This window comes from Enterobacter sp. B79-1 (assembly GCF_057444735.1).
On record NZ_JBYAZJ010000001.1, the window covers coordinates 1,042,988 to 1,056,599 of the forward strand.

Sequence of the window (13,612 nt, forward strand, 5' to 3'; positions counted from 1 at the left end):
CGCTTACCCGGCCAACATGCCAATTGTAGGCCCGTGCAAGCGAAGCGCCGCCGGGCAAAACGGGCAGCGTGCGCGTTGTTAGCTATCTGCCCCTTGTTCAGTGCCCAGCCCGGCAATCGACTTACGTCGTTTTTTTAACTTTAACTCACTCACCAGCACCCCGGCGACAATAAATGCCGCGCCCACCAGGGCCAGCAGCGGCAGACGCTCCCCGGCCAGCCGCCCGAAAATGCCCGCCCAGACCGGTTCTCCGGTATAAATCACCGTCGCACGGGTTGGCGATACGCTGCGCTGCGCCCAGTTCATGGTGACCTGAATAATGGCGCTGAAGATACCCAGCCCCAGTGCGACCACAACCAGCCCGGTGGACATCGGCGGTACGGACTCGCCTGCCGGCACCATTGTCGCAAACGCCACCAGCGACGCCGTGGCGAGCTGCACCACCGTCACCCGCTTAACGTCGACCTTGCCCGCCCAGGCGCTAATCAGAATAATTTCCGCCGCAATGGCAATCGCCCCAATCAGGGTGATGATTTCGCCCGGCCCCAACGCCAGCAGGTTGTTTTCCGGTCCGGCCAGTAAGATCAGGCCGATAAACGCCAGCACGATGCCAATACAGGACATCAGGCCCGGAATTCTGCCGAGACAGAGCCACTGCAATAGCGGCACCAGCGGCACATACATGGCGGTAATAAACGCGGATTTGCTGCTGGAGATAGTCTGTAAACCCCACGTCTGCAGGCTGTAGCCCATCGCTATCGCCACACCAATCGCCACGCCGGCCTTAAGCTCTTTAAGCGTCAGCCCCCGCAGCGTTTTCAGTGAAATCAGCCCTACGGCAAGCGCCGCCGTCGCAAAGCGCAGGCCAACAAAAAAGAACGGATCGCTGAGGGTTACCGCGTACTGGACGGCCAGAAACGTCCCGCCCCAGAACATGGTGATGAGAATGAGGATGGCTTCCTGCGGTTTTACGGAGAATTTGAAGCGTGAGACAGACATGCGGCACTCGCAATTAAAATCAATTCTCTAGTGTGCGTTGCCTTTGGTTACAGTTCAATGTTGCAGAAATAAAAAAACCGCCGGGAAATCCCGGCGGCAGGGGTTCAACCCGGCGTGTTACTTATTGCTGCCGTGGCTGTTTTTGCCCCCTTTTTTACCAGCCTCTGATGCGCGCTGAGGGTCATTTTTGAAGTTACCCCCGCTGGACTGGCCACCTTTACGACCTGCTTCTGATGCTCTTTCACGGTCTTCAGCGAAATTACCTGAACCACCACGATGGTTTGCCATCTCTAACCTCCAGAGTGTGAAACATTAGACATCATATTGCATTCAGTAAAAGAGGATTCTTTCACCTCGCGACTCAAGGACAGTGCCTTTATCTGTGCCGCGTGAAACTAAGCTTAGTGGAATGCGGCTATCCAGCAAGCCAGAGGTAATATTCTGCAACATGATCTCAGTCTTTTGGGTGAGACGACGCGACGGTGACTCATAAACCTTTCTTATCATTTCAAAATTCGACTGAGAGAAAGTTGTTTCATTTTGCTACAAAGCCATTTTTGTAATCATATTGTTATATATCAAAGAAATGCCGTTCATTTTTGCAGTCTGGCTGTGATGGCATATCTTTAAAAGAACGCAGCGATCCGCTGTCAGAAAAAACAAACGAGGAGTGATGCAAAATGGCAAAAGTTCTGGTGCTCTATTATTCCATGTATGGACACATTGAAACCATGGCTCACGCGGTAGCAGAAGGTGCAAACAGGGTTGATGGCGTGGAGGTTGTGGTGAAACGCGTACCGGAAACCATGCAGGCGGAAGCCTTCGCGAAAGCCGGGGGGAAAACGCAAAACGCCCCGGTCGCCACCCCGCAGGAGCTGGCAGATTATGATGCCATTATCTTCGGCACCCCAACCCGCTTCGGCAATATGTCGGGTCAGATGCGCACCTTCCTCGATCAAACCGGCGGACTTTGGGCATCCGGGGCGCTCTACGGCAAACTCGCCAGCGTATTCAGCTCTACCGGCACCGGCGGCGGTCAGGAGCAGACGATTACCTCAACCTGGACTACCCTTGCTCATCATGGGATGGTGATTGTGCCGATTGGCTACGGCGCGCAGGAGCTGTTTGACGTTTCCCAGGTGCGCGGCGGTACGCCTTACGGTGCAACCACCATTGCCGGTGGGGACGGTTCACGCCAGCCAAGCAATGAAGAACTGGCTATCGCCCGCTATCAGGGTGAACACGTCGCGGGTCTGGCCAAAAAACTGAACGGCTAACACCCAACAGGAGGACAAGCATGCCAACTCAAGAATCCAAAGCTCACCACGTGGGCGAATGGGCAAGTTTACGCAATACCTCTCCGGAGATTGCCGAAGCTATCTTTGAAGTCGCGAAATACGATGAAAAGCTGGCCGAGCAGATTTGGGAGGAAGGTAACGATGAGGTGCTGGTGCGCGCCTTCGAAAAAACGGATAAAGACTCGCTCTTCTGGGGTGAGCAAACCATCGAACGTAAAAACGTCTAAGCGTTTCCCCCCGCCGCAGCGGGGGGTTCTCTTTTACTTCGCCGCGTTATTCATGACCGCATTGAATTTATCGACAGGGCAGAAGCCGTTCGCATCCACCGGACAGCCTTTCAGCTCCAGCGTCACGCGCTGCGCAGGCGACTGCAGTGACAGCACGCTGGCGTTACGCAGCTGCTCTGAGCTCTGGTAGACATACTCAATTTTCATCAGCTCGCGGTTGGCATTTTTGTCATGCCAGCGCTGGAAGACAATCTTGCCGCCAATCGGGGTACGTTCCTGCTGGTCGTGCAGCTGATACGGTTTGAAATCCAGGGCGGTGAGCAGGGAAGCAATGTTCGAATCATGCCCCACCAGCAGTGTGATCTTAGGCGCTTTCGCCTGCTCGGTGACCAGGGTTTTATCAATGTACTTCACCAGCGGCTTCGCCACGTTTTGCGCCACCTCGGTGGAGGTAAACAGCGAGTCCTGATAGCCGTTCTTCAGCTTCGACAGCACGCGCCACTGCTGGTCAGTCTTAATTTCGCCCCAGGCCACCTGGTCGGCCGGGAAGCCTTCGTAATACTGCAGCGTAAACGCATCCACCAGCGAGTTACCCACCTTCAGCGGCCCGGATACGCCAGGCTCTTTTTCATAGTCGGCGCTGAAGGTGTCTTTCGCGTCTGCCAGCGAGCAGACCTTTTTCTCTTTGCAGGACGGAGAATCCGCGTAGTTCGTCATTTGCTCCAGCAGCTTATAGCTTTCGCCAAGCTGCATTTTCTGCCGCTCGGTCTCCATCGCCCTCAGCGCTTTTTCACGGAATTCCGGCGAGTTATCGGTAATCACCGGGTTAAAGGTCGGATCCATGGTGCCCATTTTTTCCTGATGGTGCACGGGAACGTCGCAGCCCGGGAACGCGCCGGTGATAAAGAATTGCGCGGTGGCGACGGTGCGCTGCAGGCTGTTGGCATAGGCATAAACGCTATCCGCTGGAGGACATTCTCCGGTGGTTACCATTCCCTGCTGCGCCAGCCACTCGCGCATGTAATGGCCCATATAGACTTCCAGCACGCCACCCTTGGTGGTGAGCTGACCGCCCGGCACTTCCCACTCCGGCCACTGCTTCGGCGTGGACTGCTCCAGCACGCTGCCGTTATTGGCGAGCGGCGCGCGCAGGTTGTGACGGCTCATGATTAAAACTTGCTCCAGCTGATATCCGTCTGGCGTCTCCTGCGCCTGTGCGCCAAAGGTCACTGAAAGAGTACCTGCGACTGCAACTGCGAGTAGTGCTTTTCTCATCCCTTATTCCTCACGCGTTTTATTGTTGCGGCGAGTGTGACACATTCGTGACAGCTTTTTCGGGAAGCATTTCTCAAAGTGATGATTAACGTGCTTACGACGCGCGCAGATTAGTTTTATAATAAAACCACACCCTACCGGAGAATTGACCGTGAAACGTACCCGCCTTGAAGAGAGCAACTGCCCCGTCGCCCGTTCGCTGGATATCATCGGCGACTGGTGGTCGCTGCTGATCGTGCGCGATGCGCTGCGCGGGATTAAACGCTTCGGCGAGTTCCAGAAAAGCCTCGGTATCGCAAAAAACATGCTGACCACGCGGCTGAAGCTGCTGGTCGACGAAGGCATTCTTACGCTTCAGCCCGCGTCCGACGGCAGCGCCTGGCAGGAGTATGTCCTGACCGATAAAGGGCGCGCCCTGCAAACGGTGCTGGTTGCTCTGTCCCAGTGGGGGAATGAATTTTTGTTTGCTGAAAACGAATGCGGCACCGTGCTGGTCGATAGCGAACAGCGCAAACCCCTGCGCAGGCTGGCGCTTATTGCCGACGATGGGCGCGAACTGACGCCAGAAGAGATCGAGGCTAAACTCCCCTCCTGATCGTTCCCGATGGCAAAAGCACAAAATGCTCACCAAAATGGTTGCATTATAAAACCAAATGACAGAAAGTTAATTCAGTTTCATCTTGAAACCAAATAACCCACTTTGTCTTGAGGTAACACACGATGACTACGCAAATCACCACCGCCCTGATTACGGGCGCCTCTTCCGGGATTGGTGCTGTCTATGCTGACCGTCTTGCCGCGCGCGGTGCTAACCTGGTGCTGGTTGCCCGCCGCGAGGATCGCCTGAAAACCCTCGCTGCCGACCTGCGCGCGCGCTATGGCGTGGCCGTCGATATTCTGGTGGCCGATCTCACCGACGAGACCGGGATCCGCGCCGTGGAAGAGAAGCTGCGCAGCAATACCGCCATTGACACGCTTATTAACAACGCGGGCACCGCCCAGATGGCGCCGTTCCTCGCAGGTGACGTGGCGCAGCATCAGGCCATCAACACCCTGAACACCACGGCGCTGATGCGTCTGACCTACGCCATCCTGCCCCGACTGGCGCAGAACAATCGCGGCACGCTGATCAATATCGCGTCCGTGCTGGCCCTGCACGTGCGGGCGGGCAGCGCGCTCTACAGCGCCACCAAAGCGTGGGTATTAAGCTTTACCCGTGGGCTACAGGAAGAGTTTGCCGAGAGCAATGTGCGCATTCAGGCCGTGCTGCCCGCCGCCACGGCGACAGAAATCTGGAGCCATTCAGGCGTCACGGTGAACGATCTGCCGGAAGGATCGGTGATGACCACCGACGATATGGTGGATGCATCGCTGGCGGGTCTGGATCAGGGCGAACCGATCACCATCCCGCCGATGCATGACGCAGGCCTGTGGGAGCGCTACGAAGCGGCGCGCCTTGAGCTGTTCAACAGCGCGCGCACCGGCATTCCGGCACCGCGCTACGTAAAACGCTAGCCTAACGCTCCAGCTGGTCGCCGTATTCGCTTACCCAGGCGGCCAGCGGAGAAAGTGCCCCCTGAAGGGTTAGCCCCAGGTCGGTTATCTGATACTCCACGCGCGGCGGGATCTCCGGATAGACCGTCCGCGTCACCAGCCCGCGCTGTTCAAACAGGCGAAGCTGTTTGGTCAGCTCTTTTTGGGTGATGGGCGCGGCCGCCCTCAGCAGTTCGCCAAACCGCACGGGCGTATTGAGGATAATCAGGCGATAGAGGATCGGGATCGCCCATTTACCGGAAATCAGGTTCACAAACTGCGTCATTGGGCAGGTGTAAACCTCAGATTTTTTTTCGCATGACACGTCCAGCATTTCTGCCATAGCACACCTCTTGCCGCGTTAGTATCCATTTGGTACCTGGTTTCCTTTCGATACTAACGTTTCTATAGTGATTTCTCCAGTGACATTTCAGGAGAAGAACATGGGTCGTTTAACAGATAAATATACGCTGATTACCGGCGGCACCAGCGGCATCGGTCTTGCCACCGCGCAGGCGTTTATCGCCGAAGGCGCGCGCGTCGCCGTGACCGGACGCAACCCGGACACCCTCGCCGAAGCAGAACGTATTCTTGGCGATAAGGCCTGGGTGATCCCGACCGATGCGGGAGATATCACGTCGCAAAAAGCGCTGGCGGACACTCTCGCCGCTCGCTGGCCGCGCCTCGATGCAGTGTTTCTCAACGCTGGCGACGTGACGCACGCGCCGCTGGAAGCCTGGCAGGAGGATGCCTGGGACCGCCTGATGGGCATCAACCTGAAGGGACCGTTCTTTTTAATTCAGGCGCTGCTGCCGCTGCTGAATAACCCATCGTCGGTTATCCTCTGCGGCTCCGTGAGCGCGCGCATCGGCCTGCCCACCAGCAGCGTGTATGCCGCGAGCAAGGCCGCCCTGCTGTCTCTGGCGCGTACGCTGTCGGCGGAGCTGCTGCCGCGCGGGATCCGCGTCAACGGTCTGAGCCCCGGTCCGGTGGAAACCCCGGCGTTTACGAAGACGGGCCTAAGCGATGAGGCGCTTAACGCGATGATGGCAGAGGTCATCAAGCTGGTCCCGCTCGGCAGAATGGGCTCGACGACGGAGCTGGCAAAAGCCGCGCTCTATCTGGCGTCCGACGAGTCGAGCTATACGGTAGGAACGGAGCTGCTGGTGGACGGCGGAATGGGAAGTTTGTAAATCAAAAGGCGCTGATGCCGGTGACCGCGCCGACGTACAGCGCCGCCCACGCACAGGCGGAAAGCAGGCTGACGGCGTAGACCTTGACTGCATTCAGCCTGAGCATCCCCGCCGCCAGCGGCACGACGTAACGTAACACCGCCAGAAAGCGCGACGTAAACAGCACGATGACACCGTTCTTTTGCAGCTGGTGCTGTACCCGCAAGAACTTATCGGCGTGCTTCGACGTGAAACGCGTGACCAGCCGGGTATGCCCCATCAGCTGGCCGATATGGTAGTTCAGCACCGACCCCGCCGTTGCCCCCATCACCACGGCAAGCCACGCCAGCGCAGGATGCATGCTCCCCTGGCCGACGCTGATGCCCGCCAGCAGCATCACCGAGGCGGGCGGCAGCACGGAGGAGACCAGCACCGTGGATTTACTCAGCGCCATCACGAATAACAGCGCGAAAAGATGTGCCGGATAGAGGGCAAAATGATTCAGCAGATTATCAAGCCACGCCATTTTCCTCTCCTCCATTGATTATTTAATCCTTTATTAGAAATGAATCACCTTAAATAAACCCTCAACGTTTAATTAATAAAATTCTCCTAAACCATTCTTAAACATTATTTAATTTTCTGAGCGGCAAAATGAAATAAGCGTATTATCCCTCTCGTTTTACGACGATCTCGTTATGGCGAGGCTCCTGTACAAATACACGTTATCGCTCTGGTGGGTTCGAGAGAACCGGCACAGGGTAAAACAGGCACTGTCGAATCAAGGCTTTGTCAGTATAACTTCCCTTACGGGATACGGTGTACAGTGCTGAACCCAGGACGTGGGGATCTCCTCTTCGACATGCCCTGTCTTGCTCGCCCCTGAGAGATGTTATTATTCAAAGGGAATTCACTATGTCTTACGCTATTCACAACCAAAATCTGGCATTCAATGACAGCGCGATCGCGCAATATATGAATACTGATTTTATCGTCCTTGATATTTCATTATGCGTGGCGCTGGCGCGCGAGCAATTCTTCGAAAAATTAAAAGACGACGATATTCCGTCGCATATTTTCATTGAAGATAACGGTCGCCTCGCGGGCATGATTGCCGTGCGCAAACTCTTGCAGACTACCGATACGCTGCAGTCCGTTAAGGCGCTGATGATTTCGGAATTTATTCAGGTTAAACCCGAAGATGAACGTGCGGACGTGGCAGGCGTGCTGGCCCACGCCGGGGCGGATGTGGTGCCCGTGGTCACCCACGGCAAGCTCGTCGGCTGCCTGACCGAGCGCGAGATCGCCCATCTGCTGGAAGATGACGTCACCGAAGATGCTCAGCTTCAGGGTGCAACGCTGCCGCTGGAAAAGCCCTATCTGGAAACCAGCGCCTTTAGCCTGTGGAAAAAACGCTCCGTCTGGCTGCTGCTGCTGTTTGTCGCGGAAGCGTATACCAGTTCGGTGATCCAGCACTTCGAGGAGGCGCTGGAGTCCGCCATTGCGCTGGCGTTCTTTATTCCGCTGCTGATTGGCACGGGCGGCAACAGCGGGACGCAGATCACCTCCACGCTGGTGCGCGCGATGGCGCTGGGAGAAGTCCACCTTCGCGACGTCGGGCGCGTGCTGCGCAAAGAGATGACTACCTCGCTGATGATTGCCGCCACGCTCGGCATCGCCGGGTGTATCCGCGCCTGGATAATGGGTATCGGCCTGGAGATCACGCTTATCGTCAGCCTGACGCTGGTGTGTATCACGCTCTGGAGCGCGATTGTGTCGTCCGTGATCCCGATGGTGCTCAAGCGCTGCCGGATCGACCCTGCCGTGGTGTCCGCACCGTTTATCGCCACGCTGATTGACGGGACCGGGCTGATTATCTACTTCAAAATTGCCCAGTACACGCTGGGGCTAGAGTAAGCTTGCGAGCACCTCATTCACGTGATTGAGGTGCTCACTTCGCTACGCATCGCCGAGCTGATGCGCGATCTCACGCAGCTGCTGGGCAAGCGCCTGCAGGTTTTTCCCCTTCTCCCCTTTTGGCCCGGTGGACTGACGCACCACCAGACGGGCAGGTAAAATCGAGGACATGCGCTGGGCATTCTCTTCACCGCTGTCGAGAATACGGCGCACCGCCTCTTTACCCTGCAGATCTAAATCCAGCGATACCGTCGTCAGCGCCGGGTAGAAGAACGAGCTTTCATAGGTGTCATCGTAGCCAATCACCGACTTCTCGCCCGGAATTGAAATCTGCTGCTGATGGAATGCGCTCAGCACGCCGAGCGCCATCTGGTCGTTAGCCACCAGCACGGCGGTAAACTGCGCCGTTTCCCGCAGCATTTGCAACGCTCCCGAATAACCGCTTTGCGCATCCCAGTTGCCGCGAATGACCGATGCTGGCTCCAGGCCGTAGCCCTTCAGGGTCTCGATCCAGCTTTTCAGCCTCAGCTGCGCCGAGACGGAAGACGTCGGCCCCGCCAGCAGGGCAATGTCGCGATGCCCCAGTTCGTAAAGATATTTGACGCTGGCGCGGGTGCCGTCCGCCGGGTTAAACGAAACGTTAAACACGGAACTGTACGGGTCCACGTCGAGGAACAGGCAGACAATGTCGTCGTTGTCGGTGGCGATTTTCTGCGCCGCTTCAGCCTCCAGCGGCACGTTGATGATCACTTTGCTCACCAGCTGGGATTTCAGCTCGTTGATGGAATCCTGGATGCTGTGGTTGACGTTCTCATCAATCATTGAGATCAGTACCTGGTAGCCTTCCACATTGGCATAGCGTTTCACCGCCGCCGCAACCTGCGAAGGCGCGTGCAGCGCCAGCGAAATGGTCACCAGCCCAACGGTCTGGCTCTGCTTACCCACCAGCTGCTGAGCCAGTCGGTTGGGTACATACCGCAATAACTCTATGGATTTCTCCACCTTGCTGCGCGTGGCGTCGGATACATTGGCAGACTTATTCAGTACCCTGGACACGGTCTGATAGGAGACGCCCGCATGGCGTGCCACGTCCTCTAACGTTGCGCTTTTCGACTTCATGGTCCGGTTCCTTATGTTGTTATGCGCTGATTGTAACAGGGGTGCTGAAAAAAAACGCTTACCACCCTCTCGCTGCGGGCATAACACCATCAAAAAGTATGACGCTCACAATGCCATAATTTGTGTCAGATCTCATCGTTCGTAACAAAATTGTCTATTTTATTTGCAGTTAATCACACATTTCAGATCGTGCAATTGCCAGCCAACGGGTTTAGGCATTTTATGACAGCGGATTTGTGAACGTATTACAAAACAATAAGAGGGTTACAATGAACACGACGATCCGCTCTGTATCTGTTGCGTTGGCTGCCGCGCTGGCATCGCCTTCGCTGTTTGCAGCGTCTTCAGTACCGATTGATTTTCATGGATATCTTCGCTCCGGCGTGGGCGTCTCACGGGATGGTGGGATGGAGGAGTGGCAAAAAAACAAAATTGGCCGTCTGGGTAACGAGGCCGACACCTACGGCGAGCTGGAGCTAGGCTCTGAGGTATACAAAAAGAACGACGTCAGTTTCTATCTCGACAGCATGGTGAGCATGGTATCAGACGGCTCCAACGACAATGAAACCACCTTAGATGACGATGCCCAGTTCGGCCTGCGCCAGCTTAACCTGCAGATCAAGGGGCTGATCCCCGGGGATCCCAATGCGGTGATTTGGGGCGGTAAGCGCTACTACCAGCGCCATGACCTGCACATCATTGATACCAAATACTGGAATATTTCCGGCTCCGGTGCGGGTATCGAGAACTACACGCTTGGCCCGGGCGCAGTCTCCGTTGCGTGGATCCGCGGCGATGCCAACGACGTGGACTACCGCGTGGATGGCGACAGCGACGTTAACATCAACTACATCGACCTTCGCTATGCGGGCTGGAAGCCGTGGGCGGGCGCGTGGACGGAAGTGGGTATTGATTACGCCATGCCAAACCCGACCAACAAGCAGAAAGAGTACGGCGGGCTGTACGAGGCCGATAACGGCGTGATGGTCACCGGTGAGATCAGCCAGGATATGTTTGGCGGCTATAACAAGCTGGTGCTGCAGTACGCCAATAAAGGTCTGGCCCAGAACATGGTTTCACAGGGTGGGGGCTGGTACGACATGTGGAACTACGTGAACGACGCCACCGGCTACCGCGTGATTAACACCGGCTTAATTCCGATTACCGACAAGTTCTCCTTTAACCACGTCCTGACATGGGGCTCGGCAGACGACACCACGCAGTATACGGACAAATCACGCCTGGTATCGCTGGTGGGGCGCGCGCAGTATCAGTTCACCGAGTACGTGCGTCTGATTGGCGAAGTGGGCGGATTCTACCAGGAAGATACTTACACCGACGGCGCTAAGTACAAGCAGAGCGGCGAGAAGTACACCCTCGCGCTGGGCCTGGCAGACGGTCCTGAGTTTATGTCACGTCCTGAACTGCGCGTGTTCGCCTCCTATCTGAATGACTCCGAAAAAGGGCAATCCTTCGAGGATGGCACGGCCAACAATACCTGGAACTTTGGTGTGCAGGTCGAGGCCTGGTGGTAAGTCTTAATTCATAATTTGCGTTAATCGTTATCGTATCTCCAGCAACCTGCAGTCTATTTTACTGCTTTGGGATAGCCATTACTTTGGCTATCCCTTTTTTATATTTACTGATTAAAATGTTCGTCTAATAATTTCCGTAATGTATCAGACTGCCTGCCGAATATAGCATGCACCTGCTGACCGATAATAATCACCCCCAGCGCCCCCTCATTCTGTAACGCCTGTGAATCGACCTTATTCAAATCTTTTACCGTCACGCGCAGGCGGGTAATACAGGCTTCGACGTGCTCGATATTATCGTCGCCGCCAAATGCCGGAATTAAACGCTGGGTAATTTGACTGTCCATAATACGCCTCTCTGTTATGCAGATAAAAAAATGCCTGCTCGGGGAGCAGGCGTTTTGTGCCTTGTTGCCAGGACGGTGCGGTCTGATGCCCTCACCCCAACCCTCTCCCACAGGGAGAGGGAGAAAATCAACTACGCCTTACGCCTGAGCACCCGACAGTCCCACGCCAGCAGCACGGTATCGCCCGCAGCGGCGGCGTCGGTCATGCAGTCCGTATACCCCTGCGGCAGCGTGATGAGCTGCTGCTGGGAAGTGTAGTTCTGCACAAACACCCAGGCGGTTTCGCCATCCGTGCGTGCCGTGGCGACCACGCCCGGAGGGAAATCCCCTTCGACTGCGCGCGGCAGCGCCAGCTCGTCGATAATCCCGGCGAAGAAATCGCGCTGGAACGGCAGGTCGTTGCGCGACGCCACGTACCACGCCTTGCCTTTGCCGAAGCGGTTGACCGTCACCGCAGGGCGACCGGCGTAGAAATCATCCCGGTAGGTCGCCAGCGCCTGCGCGGATTCAGTATGGATCAGCTCGCACAGATGCCTGACCTGATACGGCCCCTGCAGGCCCGCCGCATTGCCCGCCAGCCCCTGAACCAGGTTTCGCTCCCCCTCGCCCAGGCAGTCTATCTCTTCAGCCCAGATGCCGAGGAGCTTGCGCAGCGGGCCCGGGAAACCACCGAGGTGGCAGAGATCGGTCTCATCCACTACCCCGCTCCAGTAGGTCGTCACCAGATGCCCGCCCGCGGCCACAAAGGCTTCCGCCCGCTCGGCGAAACCTTCGCGCACCATGTAGAGCATGGGGGCAATCACCAGTGCGTAGCGGCTCAGATCGCCGTCAGCGTCGATGACGTCGACCGCGATGCCCTTTTCCCAGAATGGACGATAGTGTTCGTTGACGGTTTTTTCGTACTCCAGCCCCATGTTGCGCGGGCCTTCGGCATCGTCCAGCGCCCAGCGGTTTTGCTGGTCAAAGATAATGGCCACGCGCGCGTCGGTGCGGCAACCCACCACCTCAGGCAGACGCGCCAGCATCTCCCCCAGACGCGTCACTTCGCGCCCGACGCGGGTATCAAGATGCCCCACGTGATCGATAATCGCACCGTGGAATTTCTCCACCGACCCGCGGCTCTTACGCCACTGGAAGTACTGCACAGAATCCGCCCCGTGCGCTACCGCCTGAATAGAGGAGAGAATATGCATCCCCGGCTTTTTCAGCTTGCTGGTCGGCTGCCAGTTGGTGGTGCTCGGCGTGGACTCCATCAGCACAAAGGGTTTACCGCCCTTCAGGCTGCGCATCATGTCGTGGTACATGGCGGTATAGCAGGCCAGCTGCGTTTCGTCTTTCTCCTTGTGCCACATCGGGTAGCTGTCCCAGGAGATGAAGTCGATCGCTTTCGCCAGCTGCCAGTAGTCGTAATCGTAGAAATACTCCATAAAGTTGGTCGTCACCGGCAGTTCGGCATTGGCGGCCTTCAGCGGTGCCACCTCATGCTGGCAAAAATCGGTGACCTGCGCGGTATTGAAGCGGCGCCAGTCGAGATTCAGGCCGTGAATCGACACTTCCCCCTGCGGCGCGGGGGACTCAATCTGCGACCAGTCGGTGTAGGTATGGCTCCAGAAGGTGCTCCACCACGCATGGTTCAGCGCGTCGAGGGTTTTGTAGCGCGCCTTTAGCCAGTCGCGGAAGCGTTCCTGACACAGGCTACAGTGGCATTCGCCGCCGTACTCATTGGAGATATGCCAGCCCAGCACCGCCGGATGATGCGAATAACGCGCCGCCAGCAGGCTGTTAATTTTCATCGTCTTTTCGCGGTAGACCGGAGACGACATGCAGTGGTTATGACGCCCGCCGTGCAGCGCGGGGACGCGGTTGCGCCCGACGCGCAGCACTTCCGGATATTTTTGCGACATCCATGCCGGACGCGCGCCGCTCGGCGTAGCGAGAAATATATGAATGCCCGCCGCATAGAGTTTTTCAATAATGCTGTCCAGCCAGGCAAAATCATATTCCCCTTCATGCGGTTCCAGTTTCGCCCAGCTAAATATCCCCACCGACATGACATTACATTTCGCCTGCTGCATCATGGCGATATCTTTTTCAATAATACCGGGGTAATTCTCCCATTGCTCCGGGTTATAGTCGGCGCCATGCAATAACGCCGCGACCTTTGGACTTAAAGGCGCAAATTTATTCATA

At 56.6% G+C, this 13,612-nt stretch carries 15 protein-coding genes and 1 riboswitch; of the genes, 7 read left to right on the forward strand and 8 right to left on the reverse strand.

Annotated elements, in window-relative coordinates:
• Nucleotides 1-78: 78 nt before the first annotated feature.
• Both AC2T6E_RS05115 and AC2T6E_RS05120 read right to left on the reverse strand, forming a co-directional pair.
• On the reverse strand, nucleotides 79-999 hold the full coding sequence (locus AC2T6E_RS05115) for a DMT family transporter (RefSeq protein ID WP_174339329.1): 921 nt from the start codon (nucleotides 997-999) through the stop codon (nucleotides 79-81).
• A gap of 117 nt (nucleotides 1,000-1,116) precedes the next feature.
• Nucleotides 1,117-1,287 carry a con-10 family general stress protein gene (locus tag AC2T6E_RS05120; RefSeq protein WP_001273664.1) on the reverse strand — a complete coding sequence of 57 codons (171 nt, stop codon included), beginning with the start codon at nucleotides 1,285-1,287 and terminating at the stop codon, nucleotides 1,117-1,119.
• Nucleotides 1,288-1,679: 392 nt separating this feature from the next.
• On the opposite strand from AC2T6E_RS05120, the gene wrbA reads away from it, so the two are divergent.
• Together wrbA and AC2T6E_RS05130 are read left to right on the forward strand one after the other, a co-directional pair.
• On the forward strand, nucleotides 1,680-2,276 hold the full coding sequence (gene wrbA, locus AC2T6E_RS05125) for an NAD(P)H:quinone oxidoreductase (RefSeq protein ID WP_010429487.1): 597 nt from the start codon (nucleotides 1,680-1,682) through the stop codon (nucleotides 2,274-2,276).
• A gap of 20 nt (nucleotides 2,277-2,296) precedes the next feature.
• Nucleotides 2,297-2,524, forward strand: coding sequence for a YccJ family protein (locus AC2T6E_RS05130; RefSeq protein ID WP_008499832.1), 228 nt, complete (start codon nucleotides 2,297-2,299; stop codon nucleotides 2,522-2,524).
• Nucleotides 2,525-2,557: 33 nt separating this feature from the next.
• On the opposite strand, the gene agp is transcribed toward AC2T6E_RS05130, so the two are convergent.
• The gene (gene agp, locus AC2T6E_RS05135; protein WP_174339328.1) at nucleotides 2,558-3,799 is read right to left on the reverse strand and encodes a bifunctional glucose-1-phosphatase/inositol phosphatase; all 1,242 of its coding nucleotides are present in this window, start codon (nucleotides 3,797-3,799) and stop codon (nucleotides 2,558-2,560) included.
• Between the two features lie 151 nt (nucleotides 3,800-3,950).
• On the opposite strand from agp, the gene AC2T6E_RS05140 reads away from it, so the two are divergent.
• The gene (locus AC2T6E_RS05140) at nucleotides 3,951-4,394 is read left to right on the forward strand and encodes a winged helix-turn-helix transcriptional regulator (protein ID WP_486690764.1); all 444 of its coding nucleotides are present in this window, start codon (nucleotides 3,951-3,953) and stop codon (nucleotides 4,392-4,394) included.
• A gap of 125 nt (nucleotides 4,395-4,519) precedes the next feature.
• Entirely contained in the window at nucleotides 4,520-5,314 is a 795-nt protein-coding gene (locus tag AC2T6E_RS05145) for an SDR family NAD(P)-dependent oxidoreductase (protein ID WP_214605524.1), read from the forward strand.
• Between the two features lies 1 nt (nucleotide 5,315).
• Here AC2T6E_RS05145 and AC2T6E_RS05150 read toward each other — a convergent pair whose 3' ends face one another.
• Nucleotides 5,316-5,675: a winged helix-turn-helix transcriptional regulator gene (locus AC2T6E_RS05150; RefSeq protein WP_042718861.1), complete on the reverse strand. Its 360-nt coding sequence runs from the start codon at nucleotides 5,673-5,675 to the stop codon at nucleotides 5,316-5,318.
• 100 nt (nucleotides 5,676-5,775) lie between these two features.
• On the opposite strand from AC2T6E_RS05150, the gene AC2T6E_RS05155 reads away from it, so the two are divergent.
• Nucleotides 5,776-6,525, forward strand: coding sequence for an SDR family oxidoreductase (locus AC2T6E_RS05155; protein WP_108416060.1), 750 nt, complete (start codon nucleotides 5,776-5,778; stop codon nucleotides 6,523-6,525).
• A 1-nt stretch (nucleotide 6,526) separates the two neighbouring features.
• On the opposite strand, the gene AC2T6E_RS05160 is transcribed toward AC2T6E_RS05155, so the two are convergent.
• Nucleotides 6,527-7,030, reverse strand: a complete 504-nt coding sequence (locus tag AC2T6E_RS05160) for a DedA family protein (RefSeq protein ID WP_108416059.1) — start codon at nucleotides 7,028-7,030, stop codon at nucleotides 6,527-6,529.
• Between the two features lie 159 nt (nucleotides 7,031-7,189).
• A riboswitch (M-box (ykoK) riboswitch) is annotated at nucleotides 7,190-7,359 on the forward strand.
• A gap of 60 nt (nucleotides 7,360-7,419) precedes the next feature.
• Here AC2T6E_RS05160 and AC2T6E_RS05165 point away from each other — a divergent pair.
• On the forward strand, nucleotides 7,420-8,421 hold the full coding sequence (locus tag AC2T6E_RS05165) for a magnesium transporter (RefSeq protein ID WP_278435942.1): 1,002 nt from the start codon (nucleotides 7,420-7,422) through the stop codon (nucleotides 8,419-8,421).
• A 42-nt stretch (nucleotides 8,422-8,463) separates the two neighbouring features.
• Here the strand turns inward: AC2T6E_RS05165 and AC2T6E_RS05170 are convergent, their stop codons facing one another.
• A complete protein-coding gene (locus AC2T6E_RS05170) occupies nucleotides 8,464-9,540 on the reverse strand; it encodes a LacI family DNA-binding transcriptional regulator (RefSeq protein WP_010429458.1) in 1,077 nt (358 codons plus the stop codon).
• A 269-nt stretch (nucleotides 9,541-9,809) separates the two neighbouring features.
• Between AC2T6E_RS05170 and AC2T6E_RS05175 the strand changes: the two genes are divergently transcribed.
• Complete coding sequence (locus AC2T6E_RS05175) at nucleotides 9,810-11,075, forward strand: maltoporin (RefSeq protein ID WP_100165109.1); 1,266 nt, start codon at nucleotides 9,810-9,812, stop codon at nucleotides 11,073-11,075.
• Between the two features lie 104 nt (nucleotides 11,076-11,179).
• On the opposite strand, the gene AC2T6E_RS05180 is transcribed toward AC2T6E_RS05175, so the two are convergent.
• Complete coding sequence (locus tag AC2T6E_RS05180; protein WP_072250618.1) at nucleotides 11,180-11,422, reverse strand: PTS sugar transporter subunit IIB; 243 nt, start codon at nucleotides 11,420-11,422, stop codon at nucleotides 11,180-11,182.
• 131 nt (nucleotides 11,423-11,553) lie between these two features.
• On the reverse strand, nucleotides 11,554-13,611 hold the full coding sequence (locus AC2T6E_RS05185; protein ID WP_253179069.1) for a beta-galactosidase: 2,058 nt from the start codon (nucleotides 13,609-13,611) through the stop codon (nucleotides 11,554-11,556).
• Between the last annotated feature and the right edge of the window lies 1 nt (nucleotide 13,612).

Excerpts from the sequence above, each read along its gene's own strand:
- AC2T6E_RS05160 (WP_108416059.1), bottom strand. The coding sequence starts at position 7,030 with ATGGCGTGGCTTGATAATCTGCTGAATCATTTTGCCCTCTATCCGGCA.
- AC2T6E_RS05150 (WP_042718861.1), bottom strand. The coding sequence starts at position 5,675 with ATGGCAGAAATGCTGGACGTGTCATGCGAAAAAAAATCTGAGGTTTAC.
- AC2T6E_RS05175 (WP_100165109.1), top strand. The coding sequence starts at position 9,810 with ATGAACACGACGATCCGCTCTGTATCTGTTGCGTTGGCTGCCGCGCTG.
- AC2T6E_RS05120 (WP_001273664.1), bottom strand. The coding sequence starts at position 1,287 with ATGGCAAACCATCGTGGTGGTTCAGGTAATTTCGCTGAAGACCGTGAA.
- AC2T6E_RS05185 (WP_253179069.1), bottom strand. The coding sequence starts at position 13,611 with ATGAATAAATTTGCGCCTTTAAGTCCAAAGGTCGCGGCGTTATTGCAT.
- wrbA (WP_010429487.1), top strand. The coding sequence starts at position 1,680 with ATGGCAAAAGTTCTGGTGCTCTATTATTCCATGTATGGACACATTGAA.
- AC2T6E_RS05165 (WP_278435942.1), top strand. The coding sequence starts at position 7,420 with ATGTCTTACGCTATTCACAACCAAAATCTGGCATTCAATGACAGCGCG.
- AC2T6E_RS05115 (WP_174339329.1), bottom strand. The coding sequence starts at position 999 with ATGTCTGTCTCACGCTTCAAATTCTCCGTAAAACCGCAGGAAGCCATC.
- AC2T6E_RS05130 (WP_008499832.1), top strand. The coding sequence starts at position 2,297 with ATGCCAACTCAAGAATCCAAAGCTCACCACGTGGGCGAATGGGCAAGT.
- AC2T6E_RS05180 (WP_072250618.1), bottom strand. The coding sequence starts at position 11,422 with ATGGACAGTCAAATTACCCAGCGTTTAATTCCGGCATTTGGCGGCGAC.
- agp (WP_174339328.1), bottom strand. The coding sequence starts at position 3,799 with ATGAGAAAAGCACTACTCGCAGTTGCAGTCGCAGGTACTCTTTCAGTG.
- AC2T6E_RS05155 (WP_108416060.1), top strand. The coding sequence starts at position 5,776 with ATGGGTCGTTTAACAGATAAATATACGCTGATTACCGGCGGCACCAGC.
- AC2T6E_RS05170 (WP_010429458.1), bottom strand. The coding sequence starts at position 9,540 with ATGAAGTCGAAAAGCGCAACGTTAGAGGACGTGGCACGCCATGCGGGC.
- AC2T6E_RS05145 (WP_214605524.1), top strand. The coding sequence starts at position 4,520 with ATGACTACGCAAATCACCACCGCCCTGATTACGGGCGCCTCTTCCGGG.